The organism is Sorangium sp. So ce1036 (assembly GCF_051369805.1).
GTDB lineage: Bacteria > Myxococcota_A > Polyangia > Polyangiales > Polyangiaceae > Sorangium > Sorangium cellulosum_F.
The window spans coordinates 8,755,679-8,772,383 of the sequence record NZ_JBBMOX010000001.1; the positions used below are offsets into that span (position 1 = coordinate 8,755,679).

Annotated in this window: 12 protein-coding genes and 1 tRNA gene; 7 read left to right on the plus strand and 6 right to left on the minus strand. The window is 72.1% G+C overall.

From position 1 onward, the window contains the following. Positions 1–14 precede the first annotated feature (14 nt). Genes WMF31_RS32870 through WMF31_RS32885 form a run of 4 tightly spaced genes read right to left on the minus strand, consistent with a single transcriptional unit; the run spans position 15 to position 6,012 of the window. Positions 15–1,133, minus strand: coding sequence for a PEGA domain-containing protein (locus WMF31_RS32870; RefSeq protein ID WP_436605731.1), 1,119 nt, complete (start codon positions 1,131–1,133; stop codon positions 15–17). 14 nt (positions 1,134–1,147) lie between these two features. Further along, complete coding sequence (locus tag WMF31_RS32875; protein WP_436605732.1) at positions 1,148–2,140, minus strand: hypothetical protein; 993 nt, start codon at positions 2,138–2,140, stop codon at positions 1,148–1,150. Between the two features lie 24 nt (positions 2,141–2,164). After that, a complete protein-coding gene (locus WMF31_RS32880; RefSeq protein WP_436605733.1) occupies positions 2,165–4,786 on the minus strand; it encodes a protein kinase domain-containing protein in 2,622 nt (873 codons plus the stop codon). Further along, entirely contained in the window at positions 4,786–6,012 is a 1,227-nt protein-coding gene (locus WMF31_RS32885; protein WP_436605734.1) for a serine/threonine-protein kinase, read from the minus strand. Before WMF31_RS32885 ends, WMF31_RS32880 begins: the two co-directional genes overlap by 1 nt. A 286-nt stretch (positions 6,013–6,298) precedes the next feature. Between WMF31_RS32885 and WMF31_RS32890 the strand changes: the two genes are divergently transcribed. From WMF31_RS32890 to WMF31_RS32915, 6 genes are all read left to right on the plus strand, one after another. Beyond that, positions 6,299–6,643, plus strand: a complete 345-nt coding sequence (locus tag WMF31_RS32890; protein WP_436605735.1) for a hypothetical protein — start codon at positions 6,299–6,301, stop codon at positions 6,641–6,643. A 62-nt stretch (positions 6,644–6,705) separates the two neighbouring features. Next, a complete protein-coding gene (locus tag WMF31_RS32895; protein ID WP_436605736.1) occupies positions 6,706–7,329 on the plus strand; it encodes a sigma-70 family RNA polymerase sigma factor in 624 nt (207 codons plus the stop codon). Positions 7,330–7,747: 418 nt separating this feature from the next. After that, complete coding sequence (locus WMF31_RS32900; protein WP_436605737.1) at positions 7,748–8,740, plus strand: hypothetical protein; 993 nt, start codon at positions 7,748–7,750, stop codon at positions 8,738–8,740. A gap of 853 nt (positions 8,741–9,593) precedes the next feature. Further along, on the plus strand, positions 9,594–10,421 hold the full coding sequence (locus tag WMF31_RS32905; RefSeq protein WP_436605738.1) for an electron transfer flavoprotein subunit beta/FixA family protein: 828 nt from the start codon (positions 9,594–9,596) through the stop codon (positions 10,419–10,421). Between the two features lie 81 nt (positions 10,422–10,502). Then, positions 10,503–11,510 (plus strand): electron transfer flavoprotein subunit alpha/FixB family protein, encoded by a 1,008-nt coding sequence (locus tag WMF31_RS32910; protein ID WP_129345301.1) that lies wholly within the window; start codon positions 10,503–10,505, stop codon positions 11,508–11,510. 314 nt (positions 11,511–11,824) lie between these two features. After that, the gene (locus WMF31_RS32915; protein WP_436605739.1) at positions 11,825–14,575 is read left to right on the plus strand and encodes an ATP-binding protein; all 2,751 of its coding nucleotides are present in this window, start codon (positions 11,825–11,827) and stop codon (positions 14,573–14,575) included. A gap of 151 nt (positions 14,576–14,726) precedes the next feature. On the opposite strand, the gene WMF31_RS32920 is transcribed toward WMF31_RS32915, so the two are convergent. Further along, positions 14,727–14,803: transfer RNA gene (locus tag WMF31_RS32920), tRNA-Pro, on the minus strand. Positions 14,804–15,288: 485 nt separating this feature from the next. On the opposite strand from WMF31_RS32920, the gene WMF31_RS32925 reads away from it, so the two are divergent. Beyond that, a complete protein-coding gene (locus tag WMF31_RS32925; protein ID WP_012233257.1) occupies positions 15,289–15,897 on the plus strand; it encodes a response regulator in 609 nt (202 codons plus the stop codon). Positions 15,898–16,027: 130 nt separating this feature from the next. Here WMF31_RS32925 and WMF31_RS32930 read toward each other — a convergent pair whose 3' ends face one another. Next, positions 16,028–16,702 (minus strand): TlpA family protein disulfide reductase, encoded by a 675-nt coding sequence (locus WMF31_RS32930; RefSeq protein ID WP_436605740.1) that lies wholly within the window; start codon positions 16,700–16,702, stop codon positions 16,028–16,030. Between the last annotated feature and the right edge of the window lie 3 nt (positions 16,703–16,705).

Consider the following 16,705-nt stretch of genomic DNA (forward strand, 5'->3'; position numbering starts at 1 on the left):
CTCTCCCGAGCCCTTCACCACGTACCGACCACGACAACGCCAGCGCCCAAGGGATGCGCGGTGGCAACCACGCGCGGCTGTCCCGCAGCACCGGCTTCATCACGCGGCCACAACGCATAGGTCAGCGCCGCGGCGGCAAGCACGCCCGATGCAACGTACGCGGCGCCAGCCACATGACCGAGCATATCCACTCGCTCTCCGGTACCGCTCAGCTCTGCACAGTCGTCGACGAATGCTGCCGACGGCTTCGTGCACTGTCCTCCAGCGTCTCGGATCGCCTGCCTCCGCGCGTGGACATCATCGAGCACGTTGCTCCCCGCCACCGTCGTCCCGAGCCCCACGCCGAGCCCCACCACGCTCGCTACCCCCAGCGCGATCACCGGCACCCAGTTCCTCTCCTCCGGCGGCGCAGCCGGCTCCACCGGCGCCACTGGCGGCTGCTCCGCCACAAGCGCGCCAGACCCCGCCGCCGGCGCGCTCTCCCCCGCCCCAGCGTTCGCTCCCGGCGCTGCCTCCGTCGCCTCGCTCTGCAGCAGCGTCATCGCCAGCTCCACCTTCGCCGTCTCCGCCTTCTCCACCTGCACCGTCTGGCTCGCCGGCGCGTACCCTTGCAGCCTCGCCTCCACCTGGTGCTCGCCCGGCTCGACAAACAGCTCTCCCTCCAGCGGCGCCCGACCCACGACCTGGCCGTCGACCAGCACCTCTGCCCCCACCGCGCTGACCGCCACGGTCACCGCGCCCACCTGCGACCGCGACTCCGCGAGCCGCTGCTCCGCCGTCGGCTTCAGCTTCGCCACGCTCTTCAGCAACGGCCAGTTCCTCAGTGCGAACGACAGGTACTGCGCCGCTTCTCGGTGCTTCTTCAGCTGGTATTTCGTGTTCCCGAGGTTGTACGCCACGTCGAACGTCGGGTTCAGCTCCCACGCCGACATGAGCGTCGCTTCCGCTTCTTCGTACTTCCCGCCCAGGTAGAGGCGTTTGGCCTTGTCGACGAGCGCATCGGCGCGCTTCGCGGCATCGCCGCTGGCAGACGTCTCCTGCGGTGCCGCAGGCTGCGCGGCAGCGACGCCGGGCGCCGCGATCAGGGTCGCGGCTGAGAGCAACAGAGCAAGCGATCGGCAGTTCATCATCATGACTCCACGCGGTTTCACTCCATCCAGTCTTCGTTCTGCGGCGGCTCGGCCGGCACCGGCGTGGCCGGCGCCTGCGGGAGGCGCGGCGCCGGCCGCGCCGGCGCTTGCGGCGCAGGTGCGGGCGGGTCGGTCTCGCCCGCGACGTCGTCGAGGCTCGGCTCGACCGGCTCCGGCGCTCCCGACGGCTCGCCGTCGACCGTTTCCGCCGGGGCCGGCGTCGGCAGCTCCGAGGCGACCGGCGGCGCTGGCGCCATCACGCTCCGCGCCGGCGCCCCGCTCGACCGCGGCGCTGGCTTCTGTTCGTCCCCCGGCGCCCCTCGACGCGCGATCATCCACGTCACGAACGGCATGCTCAGCGCGAGCACCGCGAGCAGGGCGAGCAGCCACCGTGGCATCCCCCGCCGGCCGCTCGTGACCATGTTCGCCTCGGCCGGCGGCTTCGGTGCCGCGACCGGCGGCGCCGTGTGCGGCAGCAACGACGAGGGCAGCAACGACTTGTCGATCGGCGGCAGCCCCCGGTCCGCCCACTGGCTGGGCGCCATCGCGCCCTGCTGCGCCCCCGTGCGTTGCGGAATCCCTGCACCATGCGGCGCCGTCGCGCTGTGCTGCGGTGCAGCGCCGTGCTGCGGTGCCGCGCCGTGCTGTGGCACCATCGCGCCCTGCTGCGCCGCCACCGCGCGGTGCTGCGCCACCGCGCCATGCTGCGGCACCGCGCCATGCTGCGGCACCGCGCCATGCTGCGGCACCGCGCCATGCTGCGGCACCGCGCCGTGCTGCGGCGTCATCGCGCCCGGCTGCTGCGTCATCGCGCGCACCACCTGGGACTTGAACACCGGCTGCCCCGTCGTCGTCTGCTGCTGCATCTCGGTCAGCGCCCGATCCAGCTCCGGGTTGTTGAGCGCCTGCCGCAGCTTCCGCTCCGCAACGTGCGGATCCGCCTCGCGCCGGATGCTGTCCAGATCCGGCAGGTACTGTCGGATATCGTCGCTGTCCTTGTTGCTGCCCATGGTCGTTGCCTTGCTCCTCAGCGACTAGAACTCCGGCTCGCACCCGAACGCAGGACACGAGCGCGTCGGCTTCGCGTTCCCTCGCTTCGCCGGCGCCGCCTTCTTCTTCTCCTCCGATAGCACCCGCAGGAACGACGGCTTCTGCCGCCTCGGCATCGGGTAGATCTCCTCCGAGGAGCTCTCCTCTCCGTAGACCTCCTCGGCGTCATCCGCAGCCGCCGACGCGGGCCTCGCCGGCACCGCCGGCTGCTGCGTGGAAGACGCCTCGACCTCCGCAGCCACCTCGACCTCCGCAGCCGCTTCGGCCGTGCTCGTTGCCGCGGCGCTCGCGGTCGCCTCCGGCGCGGGCGCCGCGGAGACCGTCTCCTCTGGCGGAGCCGGCGCGACCGCCGCCGACGCCGACGCCGCGCTTGCCGTCGCGCTCTCGGCCGGGGTCACAAACGCTTCCGGCTCCGGCGCCGCGTCGTCCATCGCTCGAATCCCCAGCGCAATGCCCAGGCCCGCCGCCGTCAGCCCCAGCGCGATCAGCGGCGCCAGCAGGTACGGCCGCATCGCTCGCCGCGGATGCGCGATCATCGCCGCCGGCGTCCTCGGCGTCTCTCTCTGCAACGATCCCGACGCTGGCCCGCCTGCCGGCGCGACCGCGCTCGGCGCCGTCGGCGCTTCCGCGATCGGCGGCGCCGCCGCGTACGGCCCTGCAAGCGGCGCCATCGGCAGCGGCGGCGTCGCGGACTGCGCCGCAAACTGCGCCAGCGGCGGCGTCGCGGACTGCGCCGCAAACTGCGCCAGCGGCGGCGTCGCCGCGTCGTGCTGCGCTCTCACCTGGGGCAACGGCCGCAGCGCCGCTCGCTGCATGTCCATCACCGGCATCGGCGGCGGCATTGCTCGCTGCTCCCCTGTCACCACCGGCATCGGCGGCGCCGCCGCGTACTGTCCTCCCGTCACCGGCATCGGTGGCATCGCCGGCGGCGCCGCCGCGTACTGCCCGCCCGTCACCGGCAGCGGCGGCGGCGTCACCGCTCGCTGCAGCCCCCTCTCCGCCACCGGCGGCAGCGCCACGGCTCGCTGTGTCTCCATCACCGGCATCGGCGGCCACGCCGCGTACTGCTCGCCCCTCACCGGCATCGGCGGCGGCGCTGCATACGGCTCGCCCCTCACCGGCATCGGCGGCATCGGCGGCGGCGCTGCGTACTGCTCACCCCTCACCGGCATCGGCGGCGGCACCGCGACCTGCCCTCCCGCCTCCGGCATCGGCGGCGGCCCCCCGCGTTGCCCCGTCCTCTCCGCCCACGAGCCCCCCAGCACCGCCGTCGCCTCCCGCCGCGCCGCGCCCCCGCCGGCCCTCACCGGCAGCGGCGGCAGCGTCGACGGCAGCGGCTCGGTGTACCCCACCCCGCGCCCCCGCGGCACGCGCGATGCCGGCGCGAACGGCAGCGGGCTCTCCGGCGCCACGAACCGCTCCAGCGGCGCCGTCTCCCCGTGCACCACCCGCCGCGTCTTCCTCTGCTGCGGCTCACCCTCGCTCGCTCGCCCCATCTCGCCCCCCTCGCTCCCGCCGTCGCCCGGCGCCCTCGCCTCCTCCGTCTCCTCCTCGCCCACCGACCTCTCACCCGCGCCCGCGCCCGCGCCGCCCGCGCCCGCCTCCTCCACCGGCGCGCTCTCGTCCCCCATCTCCACCCCGGCGAACGCCGCCCGCCGCTCCGCCTTCATCCGCTCCTGCGCCAGCCGCCGCGCCAGCACGTGCCCCGCGGGCACCGTATCCCGCAGCAGCGCCCTCAGGTCCCGCGCCACCTCATCGAACCTCGGATACCGCTCCTCCACGTCGATCGCGATGCACCGCTCCACCACGGGCCACACGTACTCAGGGCAATCCGGCACGATCTCGTGCACCGGCTCCGGCGCCGCCACCAGGTGCCCTGTCAGCGTTTCCTCCGCGCTCGCCGGCACGCTGTCGTCCAGAAACAGGTGCTTCCCTGTCAGCACCTCATAGAAAATCGCCCCGAACGCGTAGATATCCGTCCGCCCATCCGGCTTCGCGCGCTCTGCCTTCTTCCCGCTCGTGTACAGCAACCTCACCTGCTCCGGCGAGAGATACCTCACCGTCCCCACGTCCGGCAGGTCGTCCGTGTTCATCCCTCCGTCCGCGAACTTCGCTATCCCGAAGTCCAGCAGCCACACATGGCCCTTCGCGTCCCCCTTCGAGCCCACCATGATGTTCTCGGGCTTCAGGTCGCGGTGCCATATCCCCTTCGAGTGCACGAACGTCATCGCGTCCGCCACCTGCAGCATCACGTGCATCGCGCTCAGGAAATCCAGCCGGTACGCCTTGTTGAGCAGCTTCCTCAGCGTGCGCCCCTCGAGGTAATCCATCACGATGTACGCCACCTCGTCCGGCGACACCCCGGCCTTCCTCATCCTCACGATGTTGGGATGCTTCAGCTTCGGATAGAACTTGCACTCTTGCCGGAACCGCCTCGCGAAGTCCGCTCTCCTCATGTGCCGCGGCGACATGCACTTGATCGCCACCACGTCGTCCGAGTAGTCCTCCACCGCCTCGTACACTTCACCCATCCCGCCCGCGTCGATCACCGCTCGGATCCGGTAGTCCAGGAACACATCCCCGGGCTGCAGCGCTCCCCCCGCCATCACCACACCCCCAGCCCGCGCAGCACGAGCGCCGCGATCAGCGAGAACACCATGGTGCTCGCCACCGTCAACCCCGCGAACAGGCGCGCATCCACCTCCACCGCTGCTTCCGCCCTCGCCGCACCCGCACCGCCCTCGCCGCCCTGCACCGCCTCGAACCACGCCCGGCTCTCCGGCCCCCACCCGCTCTCGGCCTCCCCTCCACCCGCGACCTCCCCCCCGCCCGGCTCCTCCCCCCTCCGCCTCGCGCTCGCCCACCCCGGCGCCGCCTCGGCCGCCCCCGCGCTCCCCCCCGCCTCCGCGAGCGCCGCCGCGATCCGTCCCAGCTCCTCTGCGAACGCCTCGGCGCTCTGGAAGCGGTCTTCGGCCCGCTTCGCCAGCGCCTTCAGCACGGCCCCGTCCAGCGCCGGCGGGATCCCCTGCGCCGCGTACCGCGACGGAGGGGCCGGCGCTTCGTGGACATGCGCGTGCAGCAGCTCCAGCGCGTCCTCGACATGGGCGAACGGGCCGTGCCCCACGAGGAGCGTATACATCAGCAACCCGACAGCGTACACGTCGGTCCGCGCATCCACCGGCCGGCATCGCGCCTGCTCCGGCGAGGCGGTCCGAGGGGTCCCGACGAGCAACCCGGCCTCGGTCGGATACGCCGGCGCGGCCACGGAAAACGACCCCGCCGCCACCGGTACCACCTTGGCGACGCCGAAATCGAGCACCTTCGCGACCCGGGCGCCGCCCGGCGCCGCCGCGCCCGGCGCGCACAGGAACACGTTGTCGAGCTTCACGTCCCGATGCACGAGCCCGACCCGGTGCGCCGCCGACAGCCCGGCAAGCACCTGCCGTGTCAGCTCGATCGCCTCGGCCACCGGCAGCGGGCCGCGCCGCTCGAGCTCCTCCCGCAACGTCCGCCCCTCGAGCCGCTCCATCACGAAGTAGGGCCGGCCCGCCGGCGTCTCCCCCAGATCGAGGACCGCCACCACGTGCGGCGACGCGACCGCCGCGAGCGCCCGCGCCTCGACCCGAAGCCGGTCGGCGAACCGGGGATCGTGCGCCAGCGCGCGGCGGACCAGCTTCACCACGACCCGCTTCCCGAGCGCGCGGTGCTCCGCCTCGACGACCTCCCCCATCCCCCCGACCCCGAGCCCCCAAAGCGCCCGGTACGGTGTTCCCTCCAGCACATCCCCTCCATCGCAGAGAGGCGCTGATCTGTCGGACGTGCGGCGTGCCACCGGCGGGGTCTCCTGGGATGGAAATCACGAGCACGGGACCGGTTCGGACACAGAAAATGAACCGGCGACGTCGATCCTTGAAAAGCGACCTCGATTCAAGTACTTGCCTGCCATGAAGGACCGGGCACACGCCCCCCGACCCGCGCCCTTCTCCGCCGCACCTCCGGGGTGGCGCGACCAAGGATCCTGGCGCGTCGCTTTCTCTGTCCGAACCGGCCCGCCGTCGGTGATTTTGAGAAATGAAGGGGCGCCGCAGCGCACGCGAGCTCCCCTGCGCGAGGTCACCATGACGCACGACGCTCCCGAGCACGACGACCTGGACACGACGGGCGACGCGGATCCCCTCCTCTCGGCCTGCCTCGACGACGCGCTCGGCCCGTACCTCGGGGCGCTCTCCCCGGACGAGGTCGACGACTACCGCAGGTTCCTCACGATCTTCATCACGACGCATCCGGCGGCGGCGCCGCTCCACGATCGCTTGCGGGCCAGACCTCCCCTCCTGTCCGACAGCGGCGTGGTCGCCCGTGAGGGCGCGGACGACACAGCCGCAGACGGCGCGGCCGCGGACGACACAGCCGCAGACGGCGCGGCCGCGGAGCCCGGTGACGGGACCTTCGGCGGGTGGCGGTGACACGCAGCCGTCCTCCGTCCCCCCCTCATCCCGATCAGGAGCGCGTGCTGGAGGCGCTGCCCATGGCCCGCCATGTCGCCCGGACGACCGCGCGCGTCTACGGTGTGCGGACGCGCCAGGGCCTCGAGGACTGCGAGCAGACGGCCTATCAGGCGCTCCTCGAGGCCTGCGCCGGCTACGACGCGACGCGCGGCGTCCCCTTCGGCGTGTATGCATGGAAGCGGGTGGCCGGCGCGGTCATGAGGCTCTTGACCCGGGAATCGTCGCTCCGGCGCGCCGGCCTCGACGCCGCGCTCGATGCCGCCGAATCGATGCGCGACACGAGCGATCTGTTCGGCGATGACGACGCCGACGCCCTGAGCCAGCTCAAGGACCGGTGCCGCGCGGTCGTCTTCGCGCGGTTCGTCGCGGAGACCGGCGAGCACCTCCGGGCGCACCCCGAGGACGCCGTGGCGCGCACCCAGGCGTTCGAGGCGCTCGGGAAGGCGCTCCGCGGCCTCGACGCGCAGGAGGCGCGCCTCATCGAGCTCCGGTACTGGCGCGATCTCTCGTGGGCCAAGGTCGCCGCGGAGCTCGGCGTGCACGAGAAGTACGCCCAGCGGCTCGACGAGCAGCTCCGGAAGCGGCTCCGGGGCGAGCTGCGGGCGAGCGATATCGATCGACCGCCGCCGAGCGAGGGGACCTGACCCAGGCCTCATTTCGAATGCGAGCACGCCGGCTGGCGACCTCGCAACGCCGTGCTCGATCGTCCAGCACACCTGCGGGAAGTTGCCCCGGATCAGCAGGAGAACCGCCATGGCGCCAAGGACGCCAAGGAGAGAGGGGAAGGGTTGTCCCTCCATTTTCCCCTTCGACTTCCCTGGTTTCTTGGCGCTCTTGGCGTCATGGTGGTTCACCTCTCGGCCCGACTTCCCGCAGCAGCGCTAGCCGGGCCGGTGCAACCGGTGGACCTGGTGGAACCGGTGCAGAGAGCGCGAGCGGCCGTATCGCCGACGTAATCGTGCTCCCGCGGTGCGAGGGCTTTACACATCCACCTTCCTTTTGAGAGCCTGACCGATGGTGCATTCCCCGGCGGCGTCGCCGGAGGACAACCAAGGAGGCACCATGGCTCTCAGAGACCTCTCTCCTCGACAGATGGTTCAGATCACCGCCGCCTGGCTCGACCCGGAGCGCGAGAGGCCGCGCCTCGTGTCGCTGAAGCGGTGCGCCCCGCTCCTCGAAGACATCGAGGCCGCGCACGACGGCATCCTGAAGGCGCACCGGAAGCAGAAGAAAGAGACCGACGAGATCGCGGAGATCCAGCAGCGGCAGGTCGCCGTCGACCAGCTCCACGACCGCAAGGCCCGCGGCGCCCACGCGGTGCTCACCGGCTTCGCCGACCTCGCCGACGATCCCGAGGACGCGGCGAGGTATCTCGAGATCCGCGATCAGCTCTTCACGGACGGGCTCAAGTTCATCACGGCGAGCTACAGCGACGAGGCGGGCGAGGTGAAGCTCGCGCGCGACCGGCTGACGCCGGAGTCGAAGGCGACGCTCAAGGCGCTGCCGACGCCGGGGAGCAACCTGCTCAAGGCGGTGCAGGCGTGGTTTGCCGCGGGCGACGAGCTCGGCAAGCTCGACGCGCAGCGGATCCACCTGGAAGCGCAGGACAGGCCGGAGGCGGCCGATCCTCGCGGCGGGCAGCTCCGGGCGCGCAATCGATGGATCAAGGTGGTGCGCAGCGTGCTCCAGATGCTGGAGCTCGAGGCCCCCGACGAGGAGATGACGCGCCGGCTGCTCGCGCCGCTGGAGCGCGAGGTGGCCAAGGCGGAGCGCCGGCGCGCCGGCGGCAGGGACGAGGAGACCGGCGCGGAGGACAGCGCCGCGCCGGGCGCGTCCAGCGCCGGCGCGCCCGCCACCGGCACATCCGCTACCGGTACGCCCACTACCAGCACACCCGCGACCGGCACACCCGCGACCGGCGCCCCCGCGACCGGCGCCCCCGCTACCGGCGCCCCTGGTACCGGCGCCCCTGGTACCGGCACACCCGCTACCGGCACACCCGCTACCGGCGCACCTGCGCCGGACGCGGCAGCGCCGGGGATCGGGGTGAATTGACGCCATCGCCCCGCGGTGCGCGCCGCCCTGGGCGCGCACCGCTCGATGGCCCCACGAGGGTGTCCGAGGGCCCTCACCGGACACGATCCGTTGCCGCCCCCCGGCGGCGACCCCTCCCGGCAATACTCATCCGTTGCCGCCCCCCGGCGGCGACCCCTCCCGGCGATACTCATCCGTTGCCGACCCCCGACGGCGACCCCTCCCGGCGATACTCATCCGTTGCCGACCCCCGACGGCGACCCCTCCCGGCGATACTCATCCGTTGCCGACCCCCGGCGGCGACCCCTCCCGGCGATACTCATCCGTTGCCGACCCCCGACCGATACCCCCCTTTCAACGGATCGCATCCGTCGCCGACCCCCGACCGACACCCCCTCTCAACGGATCGCATCCGTCGCGACCCCCGATCGATACCCCCTCTCAACGGATCGCATCCGTCGCGACCCCCGATCGATACCCCCTCTCAACGGATCGCATCCGTCGCCGACCCCCGACCGACACCCCCTCTCAACGGATCGCATCCGTTGCCGACCCCCGGCCGCCGCCCCTCGCGACGGATCGCATCCGTTCCGCGCCCTGGCCGACGCCCCCTCCCACCCAATCACTGCCCATTCCCCCTCCACCAGACAACCTCATCCGTTGAACCACATTCATCCCGGCCGACCGCCGCGTCCGCTTGACGCACCACAGCGGCGCTGCCATGACCGCATCCCTCCGCCGCGGGCGTGCTACTCCAGCCGGGCTCGCCGCTGCCGCAGCCCATGGGTCCGTTCGACCGTCAGGCGCCTGGCGCGGCCCTGCCCGGGCGGACTACGCTCTGCGTCACCACCAGCAACCAGGAGCCAGCCGAGCCGTGAAGATCCTCGTTCCGCTCAAGCGCGTCGCCGATCCGGACAACGCGAACAAGGTGAAGATCCCTGCGTCGGGGGACAAAATCGAGACGACCGGGCTCGAGTGGAAGCCGAACCCGTTCGACGAGTACGCGCTCGAAGCCGCGCTGCGCCTCACCGAGGACGGCAAGGCGCCGAAGGCGCGCGCCGGCGAGGTCGTCGTCGTCACCTTCGGGCCGAAGGACACCGAGCAGACCCTCCGCGCGGCGCTCGCCACCGGCGCCGACCGCGCCCTCCGCGTGGACGCCACCGACGACAAGCTCGACGGCGACCTCGTGGCCCGCGCCCTCAAGTCGCTCGTCGAGCGCGAGAAGCCCGACGTCGTGCTCATGGGCAAGCAGGCCGTCGACGGCGACTCGAACCAGGTCGGCCAGATCCTCGCCGAGCTGCTCGACTGGCCGCTCGCCACGTTCGCCGCGACCCTCAAGGAAGAGGCCGGCGCCCTGCTCGTCGGCCGCGAGGTCGACGGCGGCGTCGCCACGCTGCGCGTGCGCCTGCCCGCCGTCGTCACCGTCGACCTCCGCATCGTCGCGCCGACCAGCGTCTACTCGATGAAGACGGCCCCCACCTTCAAGTACAACGACGGCGTGCGCTTCGCGGCCCTCCCCGCCATCATGGCCGCCAAGAAGAAGCCGCTCGCCGAGGTCAAGCTCGCCGATCTCGCCGCGGACCAGGCGCTCAAGGTCCAGTACCACGGGTTCCAGCCGCCCCCGGCGCGCAAGGCGGGCATCAAGGTCAAGGACGTCGCCGAGCTCGTCTCGCGGCTCAAGAACGAGGCGAAGGTCCTCTGAGACGATCGCGAACGCAGGTCGCCTCCCCGCCGCGCGCGCGGGGGGCGGACCGACACCAGTTGACGAGGAGCAAGAGGGATCATGGCTGACGTTCTCGTGGTGGCCGAGGCCGCCGAAGGAAAGCTGAAGAAGACGACCCACTCCGCGGTCACGTTCGCGAAGCAGGCGGCGGCCGCGCTCGGCGGCACGTATTCGATCCTCGTGATCGGCGACGCCGTCTCCGAGGCGGCCGCGGAGGCGGCCAGGCTCGGCGCGGCCAAGGTGCTCGTCGCCGAGGCCGGCGCGCTCAAGAACTACGTCGCCGAGCGCTACGTGCCCACCGTCGCGGCCGCGGCCAAGGGGTTCACGGTCGTCGTGGGCACGGCCAGCGCCTACGGCAAGGACCTGCTCCCGCGCGTGGCCGCGCGGCTCTCGGCCGGGTTCGCGAGCGACATCTCCGAGCTGGTGGCTGACTCGGGTCGGGGGTCCGCGTCCGCGGCCCCCTCCGAGGGGTCGTCGCTCAAGTACAAGCGCCCGATGTACGCCGGCAACGCCTACGGCATCTGCAGCGTCACGACGCCCGTCCAGGTCGTCAGCGTCCGGCAGAGCGCGTTCGCCCCCGCGGAGCCCGTCGCGGCGGCGTCGCCGATCGAGCAGGTCCAGGTCGTGCCGTCCGGCGCGGCGGCGGAGCGCGTGGAGTTCGTCTCGTTCGACCAGGTGAAGAGCGAGCGCCCCGAGCTCACCGAGGCGAAGGTCGTCGTCTCCGGCGGCCGCGCCCTCAAGGAGCGCTTCAACGAGGTGCTCGACCCGCTCGCGGACGTGCTCGGCGCCGCCGTCGGCGCGAGCCGCGCCGCGTGCGACGCCGGCTACGCCGCCAGCGACCTGCAGGTCGGCCAGACCGGCAAGGTCGTCGCGCCGTCGCTCTACGTCGCCGTCGGCATCTCGGGCGCCATCCAGCACCTCGCCGGCATGAAGGGCTCGAAGGTCATCGTGGCCATCAACAAGGACGCCGACGCGCCCATCTTCCAGGTCGCCGACTACGGCCTGGTCGCCGACCTCTTCACGGCCGTGCCCGAGCTCGTGAAGCAGGTCCAGGCGGCGCGCGGCTGATCTCCCGCGCAGGCCGGGCCCCGCCTCGCCCACCGGGGCGGGGCGTGCCCCGGCCACCCCGCCGGGGCACGGCAACGCTCCGGCCACCCACCGGGACACGGCAATGCCCCGGCCACCCCGCCGGGATACGGCAATGCCCCGGCCAACCACCGGGATACGGCAATGCCCCGGCCACCCCGCCGGGACACGGCAGTGCCCCGGCCAACCAAAAGCGTCCGTCCAGCAGGAAGTTATGCTCCACGGGGTTCTTTCCGTGTCCGACCGCCCGCCTAGCATCTTGTTCGCGTACGGCGGCCGTGGGATCCCTTGAAGCCATGCCCGAGCGTTCGGATACCCCGATCGTCGCGGCGCTCGCTCAGGCGCGGGCATTGCTCCACGACGCGGCCAGCACCGTCGAGCAGCGACGCATCATCGGCCCGGCGGTCGTGGAGATCGACCGCGCGATCGCGAGCCTCGATCCCGCCGCGAGCGCCTCGTTCGAGCTCACGCCCCTCGCCGCGTCGGCGCCGCCGATCGAGACCGAGCTCGAGGCGCTGCGCCGCGAGGCCGAGCGGCTGCGCGCGATCACGCGGCACGAGCGCGGGCTCCTCGACGCGCTGCTCAGCGAGAGCCCGCACGGCATCATCGTCTCCGACACCCAGGGCAAGCTGATCCTCCAGAACCGCGCCTCCGAGCGCATCTGGGCCGGCAGCTCCAGCGCCGAGAACGTGGAGGGGTGGGGCCGCTACCGCGCGTACCACCCCGACGGCCGGCCCTTCGAGGCGGAGGACTGGTCGATGGCGCGGTGCCTCTCGCGCAAGGAGACCGTGCCCGCGGAGGAGATCCACTTCCAGCGCTTCGACGGCACGCACGGGATGCTGCTCGGCAGCTGCGCGCCGCTCCTCTCGCCGGACGGGGAGATGCTCGGCGCGGTGTCCATCTTCGCCGACATCACGCAGTTCAAGCAGCTCGAGGCGGACCTGCGCGTCAGCCGGACCAAGTTCTCGACGACGCTGAAGAGCATCGGCGACGCGGTGATCTCGACCGACGGCTCCGGGCGCATCGACTTCATGAACGCCATGGCCGAGAGGCTGACCGGCTGGACGCTCGAGGAGGCGCAGGATCGCCGGCTGTCGGAGGTCTTCCGGGTCATCTCCGAGCAGACGCGCAACGACCTCGACAACCCGGTCGCCCAGGTGCTGCGCCACGGCGGCATCATCGGGCTCGACGACACGACGCTGCTCATCCGCCGGGACGGCTCGGAGCTCGCGATCGACTCCAGCGGCGCGCCGATCCGGAGCGAGCAGGGCGAGCTCGTCGGGCTCGTGCTGGTCTTCCGCGACGTGACCGAGAAGCGGCTCGCCGAGAAGCGGCGCTACTTCATCGGCGAGGCGAGCCGGCAGCTCGCGCTCTCCGGCCTCGAGTACGACGCCACGCTGGCCAACGTCTCGCGCCTCGCGGTGCCGCACGTCGCCGACGTCGCCATCGTGGACATCGTGGAGCCGGACGGCTCGCTCACGCGGCTCGCCGGCCTGCACGCGAGCGCGGCCCGGCAGGCGCTCGTGCAGCAGCTCGAGGCCCGTTACCCGGCGGACCCCGAGGTGCCGCGCGCGGTGCACGCGGTGCTCCAGCGCGGCGAGTCGCTCCTCCTGCCCGAGGTCGACGGCGCGGCGTGGCAGCACGCCTCGTCGTTCCAGCACAGGAGCGAGCGCTGGTCCGGCGCGCACGACCCGGAGTACCTCGCCTTGCTGCGGGAGCTCGGCGTCCGGTCGGCGATGATCGTGCCGCTGCGCGCCCGCGGCCGGACGCGCGGCGCGATCACGGTGCTGTCGACCGAGGCGAGCCGGCGCTACGGCATCGACGATCTCGCGCTCGCGGAGGAGCTCTGCACCTTCGCCGCGCTCGCGCTCGACAACGCCCAGCTCTACCGCGAGTCGCAGCAGGTGAACCGCGCCAAGGACGAGTTCCTCGCCACGCTCTCGCACGAGCTCAGGACGCCGCTCACCGCGATCCTCGGCTGGGCCCGCATGCTCCGCCAGGGCTCGCTGAAGCCGGACACGCAGCTCCGCGCGCTCGAGGCGATCGAGCGCAACGGCACGCTCCAGGCGCAGCTCGTCGAGGATCTGCTCGACGCGTCGCGCATCATCACGGGCAAGCTGCGGCTCGACGTGATGATGATCGACCTGCCGCCGGTCATCAACGCGGCCATCGACGCGGTCCGGCACGGCGCGGACGCGAAGGGGATCGAGCTCGTCGTGCAGCTCGATCCGACGGCGGGCCCGATCTCGGGCGACCAGACGCGGCTGCAGCAGGTGGTGTGGAACCTCCTGTCGAACGCGATCAAGTTCACGCCGCGCGGCGGCAAGGTCTCGATCCAGCTCTCCAGGACGGACTCGGCCGCCCGCATCCAGGTGCGCGACAGCGGGCAGGGGATCGCCACGGAGTTTCTGCCTTACGTGTTCGATCGCTTCCGGCAGGCGGACAGCACGAGCACGCGGCCGCACAGCGGCCTCGGGCTCGGTCTGGCGATCGCGCGCCACCTCATCGAGCTCCACGGCGGCACGGTGCAGGCGGAGAGCGCGGGCGAGGGCAAGGGCGCGACGTTCACGGTGGACATCCCGCTCGCGCCGCGCGGCGCGATGGCGGCGCTGCGCAAGCTGGACGGCCTGCAGGGCGGAGGGGCGTCGGAGCTGGAGCCGACGCTGCAGGGGCTCCACGTGCTGATGGTCGACGACGAGCCGGACGCACGGGAGCTCGTGACGACGGTGCTGGAGCGCAAGGGCGCGAGCATCACGGCGGTGGCCACGGTGGACGAGGCGCTGTCGGCGATCGAGCGCGAGAAGCCGGACGTCATTCTGAGCGATCTCGGGATGCCGGGGGAGGACGGTTACAGCCTGATCCGGCGGCTGCGGGCGCAGAGCCCGGAGCGGGGGGGGCGGATCCCGGCGGCGGCGCTGACGGCGTACGCGAGCGCGCAGGACCGCACGAGGGCGCTGCTGGCGGGGTTTCAGTCGCATGTGCCGAAGCCGATCGAGGCCTCGGAGCTCGCCGCGGTGATCGCCAACCTGGCGGGCCGCACGGGGTAGCGCCGGGGCGCCCACGTCTACGACCACGACCACGTCCGCGACCACGTTGACGGTCTCGTGAACGGCTCGCGGGGGTGGCGAACGGGAGGAGAGCGAGCCCAAACGACGAAGGGCGGCCATCAGGCCGCCCTTCGTGGAATCCCAGATGTGCTGGTCGGGGCGAGAGGATTTGAACCTCCGACTCCTCGGTCCCGAACCGAGTGCGCTACCAGGCTGCGCTACGCCCCGTACACGCTGCTGCGAGAGCAACGCCCGCCGAACCGCGGGCGCGCACCATCGCTAAGAGCGAGCCCCTTGTCAAGACGAAATCATGACGGACGCGTACGTCCATGCCCCACCCCGCCTCGCCACCCCTCCCGCCCCCACCGCCCTCCGCCCGATCCCGGATACCCCACCCCGCGCCGAAGTCCGCGAAATGCGACAAACTTCCGGACCTGTGACGCCTCGCACCCCGGCGCCCCGGACGTTTCACGAAGCCAAGAATCGGCGGATCGCAAGAAAAAACCCGCGAGCTTTCCTTGCTCAGGCCGTGTTAAAGTGTCACTGGAATCCCGATGTTGCCGAGAGGAAGTAGCAGCGAGCAAGGCTCCTGGAGCGCCGGTGAAGACCTTGTGCTCTCCGCGCGCGCGATGTCGGGCAGGGGGGCCGTCCAGGCGGGCCCCTCCGGATCGGATCATGGCGACCGGCTTCGACGGTCGTGAGAGGAGGAACAGGTGGCAATTGAGCTTCCCGCTGTGCGCATTCTGATCGTCGACGACGACCGGGCGATCTGTGACTACATGCAGACCCTGCTCGAGCGTGACGGCTATCAGGTCAAGACGCTGGGCGATCCCACGACCGTGGAAGAGGAGGTCCGCACGGGCGGCTACCACCTCATCATCCTCGACCTGATGATGCCGAAGCTCGACGGCATCGAGGTGCTCAAGCGCATTCGCAAGGTCGACAACGACATCGCGGTCGTCATCTTCACCGGCTTCCCCAACCTCGAGAGCGCCGTCGCGTCCATGAAGCTCGACGCGGTCGACTACATCAAGAAGCCGTTCAACGTCGACGAGTTCCGCGAGGTGCTCGCCCGGGTGATGCGCAAGAAAGGCCTCGCGCGGACGCCCGAGGAGCAGCTCCACCGGGTCATCGGCGACACGATCAGGAACCTCCGCAAGGACAAGGACCTCACGCTCAAGCAGATGGCGCGCCGCACCGGGCTCAGCGTCTCGCTGCTCTCGCAGATCGAGCGCGCCGAGTCGTCGGCGTCCATCTCGTCGCTCTACAAGATCGCGGTCGCCCTCGAGTCACGGATCCAGGATCTCTTCGGCCATTACTGATCGGCGCGCGGCGATGCCGGGTCAGCCGCGCGCGCGGCGCTCCGCGGGCATGCCCTCCACGCCCCCGCCCCCGCCCCCACGGCCCCCACGCCGAGAGGCGCGCGCCGCGCGAGCGCCCGCGCCGCCGCCGTCAGCGCCCGCGAGCGCGCTCGATCGCCGCGTCGAGCGCCTCGGTCGACAGGCCGGCGATCGCGTCCACCTGCGCGCCGCTCGTGCCGTAGACGATCACGTAGGGCAGCCGCGGCACCTGCGTCAGGTACCGCCGGGCGAGCGGGGTGTCCCAGTCGCCGATGTCGAGCCTGCGATACGCCACGTCCCCCTGCGCCCCGAGCACCCCGGCCATGTGCGCGTCCAGCTTGCGGCACGGGAGGCACCAGCGGGCCGAGAAGTCGATGACCGTGACCTTGCCCTTCACGACGTGCACGCCCAGATCGGGGATGTCCGCGCCGCCCTCCGCGATCGTCCGCGCGTCCGCCCCCTCGGGGAACGTCGCCCAGCCGGCGTAATGCCCCTTGCCGGCGCCGATCACCGCCTCGAACCCCTCGTCGGCGGCGAGCTGCTTCACGGTGCCGGTGACGTCGAACGACGGCGACGCGGTGACCACGATCTCGGCGCGGCGCCTGTCGAACGAGGCCGCGTACACGCCGGGGCGCTCGCGCAGATCCGCGACGAGCTCGGCGCCGCACGCCTCGCAGTCGATCTTCCGGAGGGAGACGACCGTGGTGCGCGCGCCCTCCGGCGCGGGCCGCGCGCCGCCGCAGGCGGCCAGACAGAGCACCGACGTGAGGGCAAGCGCGCTTCGCATCGT

Bases quoted from the DNA above. Each gene is read 5' to 3' on its own strand.
- WMF31_RS32895 (WP_436605736.1), top strand. From the start codon at position 6,706: ATGGCCCGCCATGTCGCCCGGACGACCGCGCGCGTCTACGGTGTGCGG.
- WMF31_RS32870 (WP_436605731.1), bottom strand. From the start codon at position 1,133: ATGATGATGAACTGCCGATCGCTTGCTCTGTTGCTCTCAGCCGCGACC.
- WMF31_RS32875 (WP_436605732.1), bottom strand. From the start codon at position 2,140: ATGGGCAGCAACAAGGACAGCGACGATATCCGACAGTACCTGCCGGAT.
- WMF31_RS32915 (WP_436605739.1), top strand. From the start codon at position 11,825: ATGCCCGAGCGTTCGGATACCCCGATCGTCGCGGCGCTCGCTCAGGCG.
- WMF31_RS32880 (WP_436605733.1), bottom strand. From the start codon at position 4,786: ATGGCGGGGGGAGCGCTGCAGCCCGGGGATGTGTTCCTGGACTACCGG.
- WMF31_RS32890 (WP_436605735.1), top strand. From the start codon at position 6,299: ATGACGCACGACGCTCCCGAGCACGACGACCTGGACACGACGGGCGAC.
- WMF31_RS32930 (WP_436605740.1), bottom strand. From the start codon at position 16,702: ATGCGAAGCGCGCTTGCCCTCACGTCGGTGCTCTGTCTGGCCGCCTGC.
- WMF31_RS32910 (WP_129345301.1), top strand. From the start codon at position 10,503: ATGGCTGACGTTCTCGTGGTGGCCGAGGCCGCCGAAGGAAAGCTGAAG.
- WMF31_RS32900 (WP_436605737.1), top strand. From the start codon at position 7,748: ATGGCTCTCAGAGACCTCTCTCCTCGACAGATGGTTCAGATCACCGCC.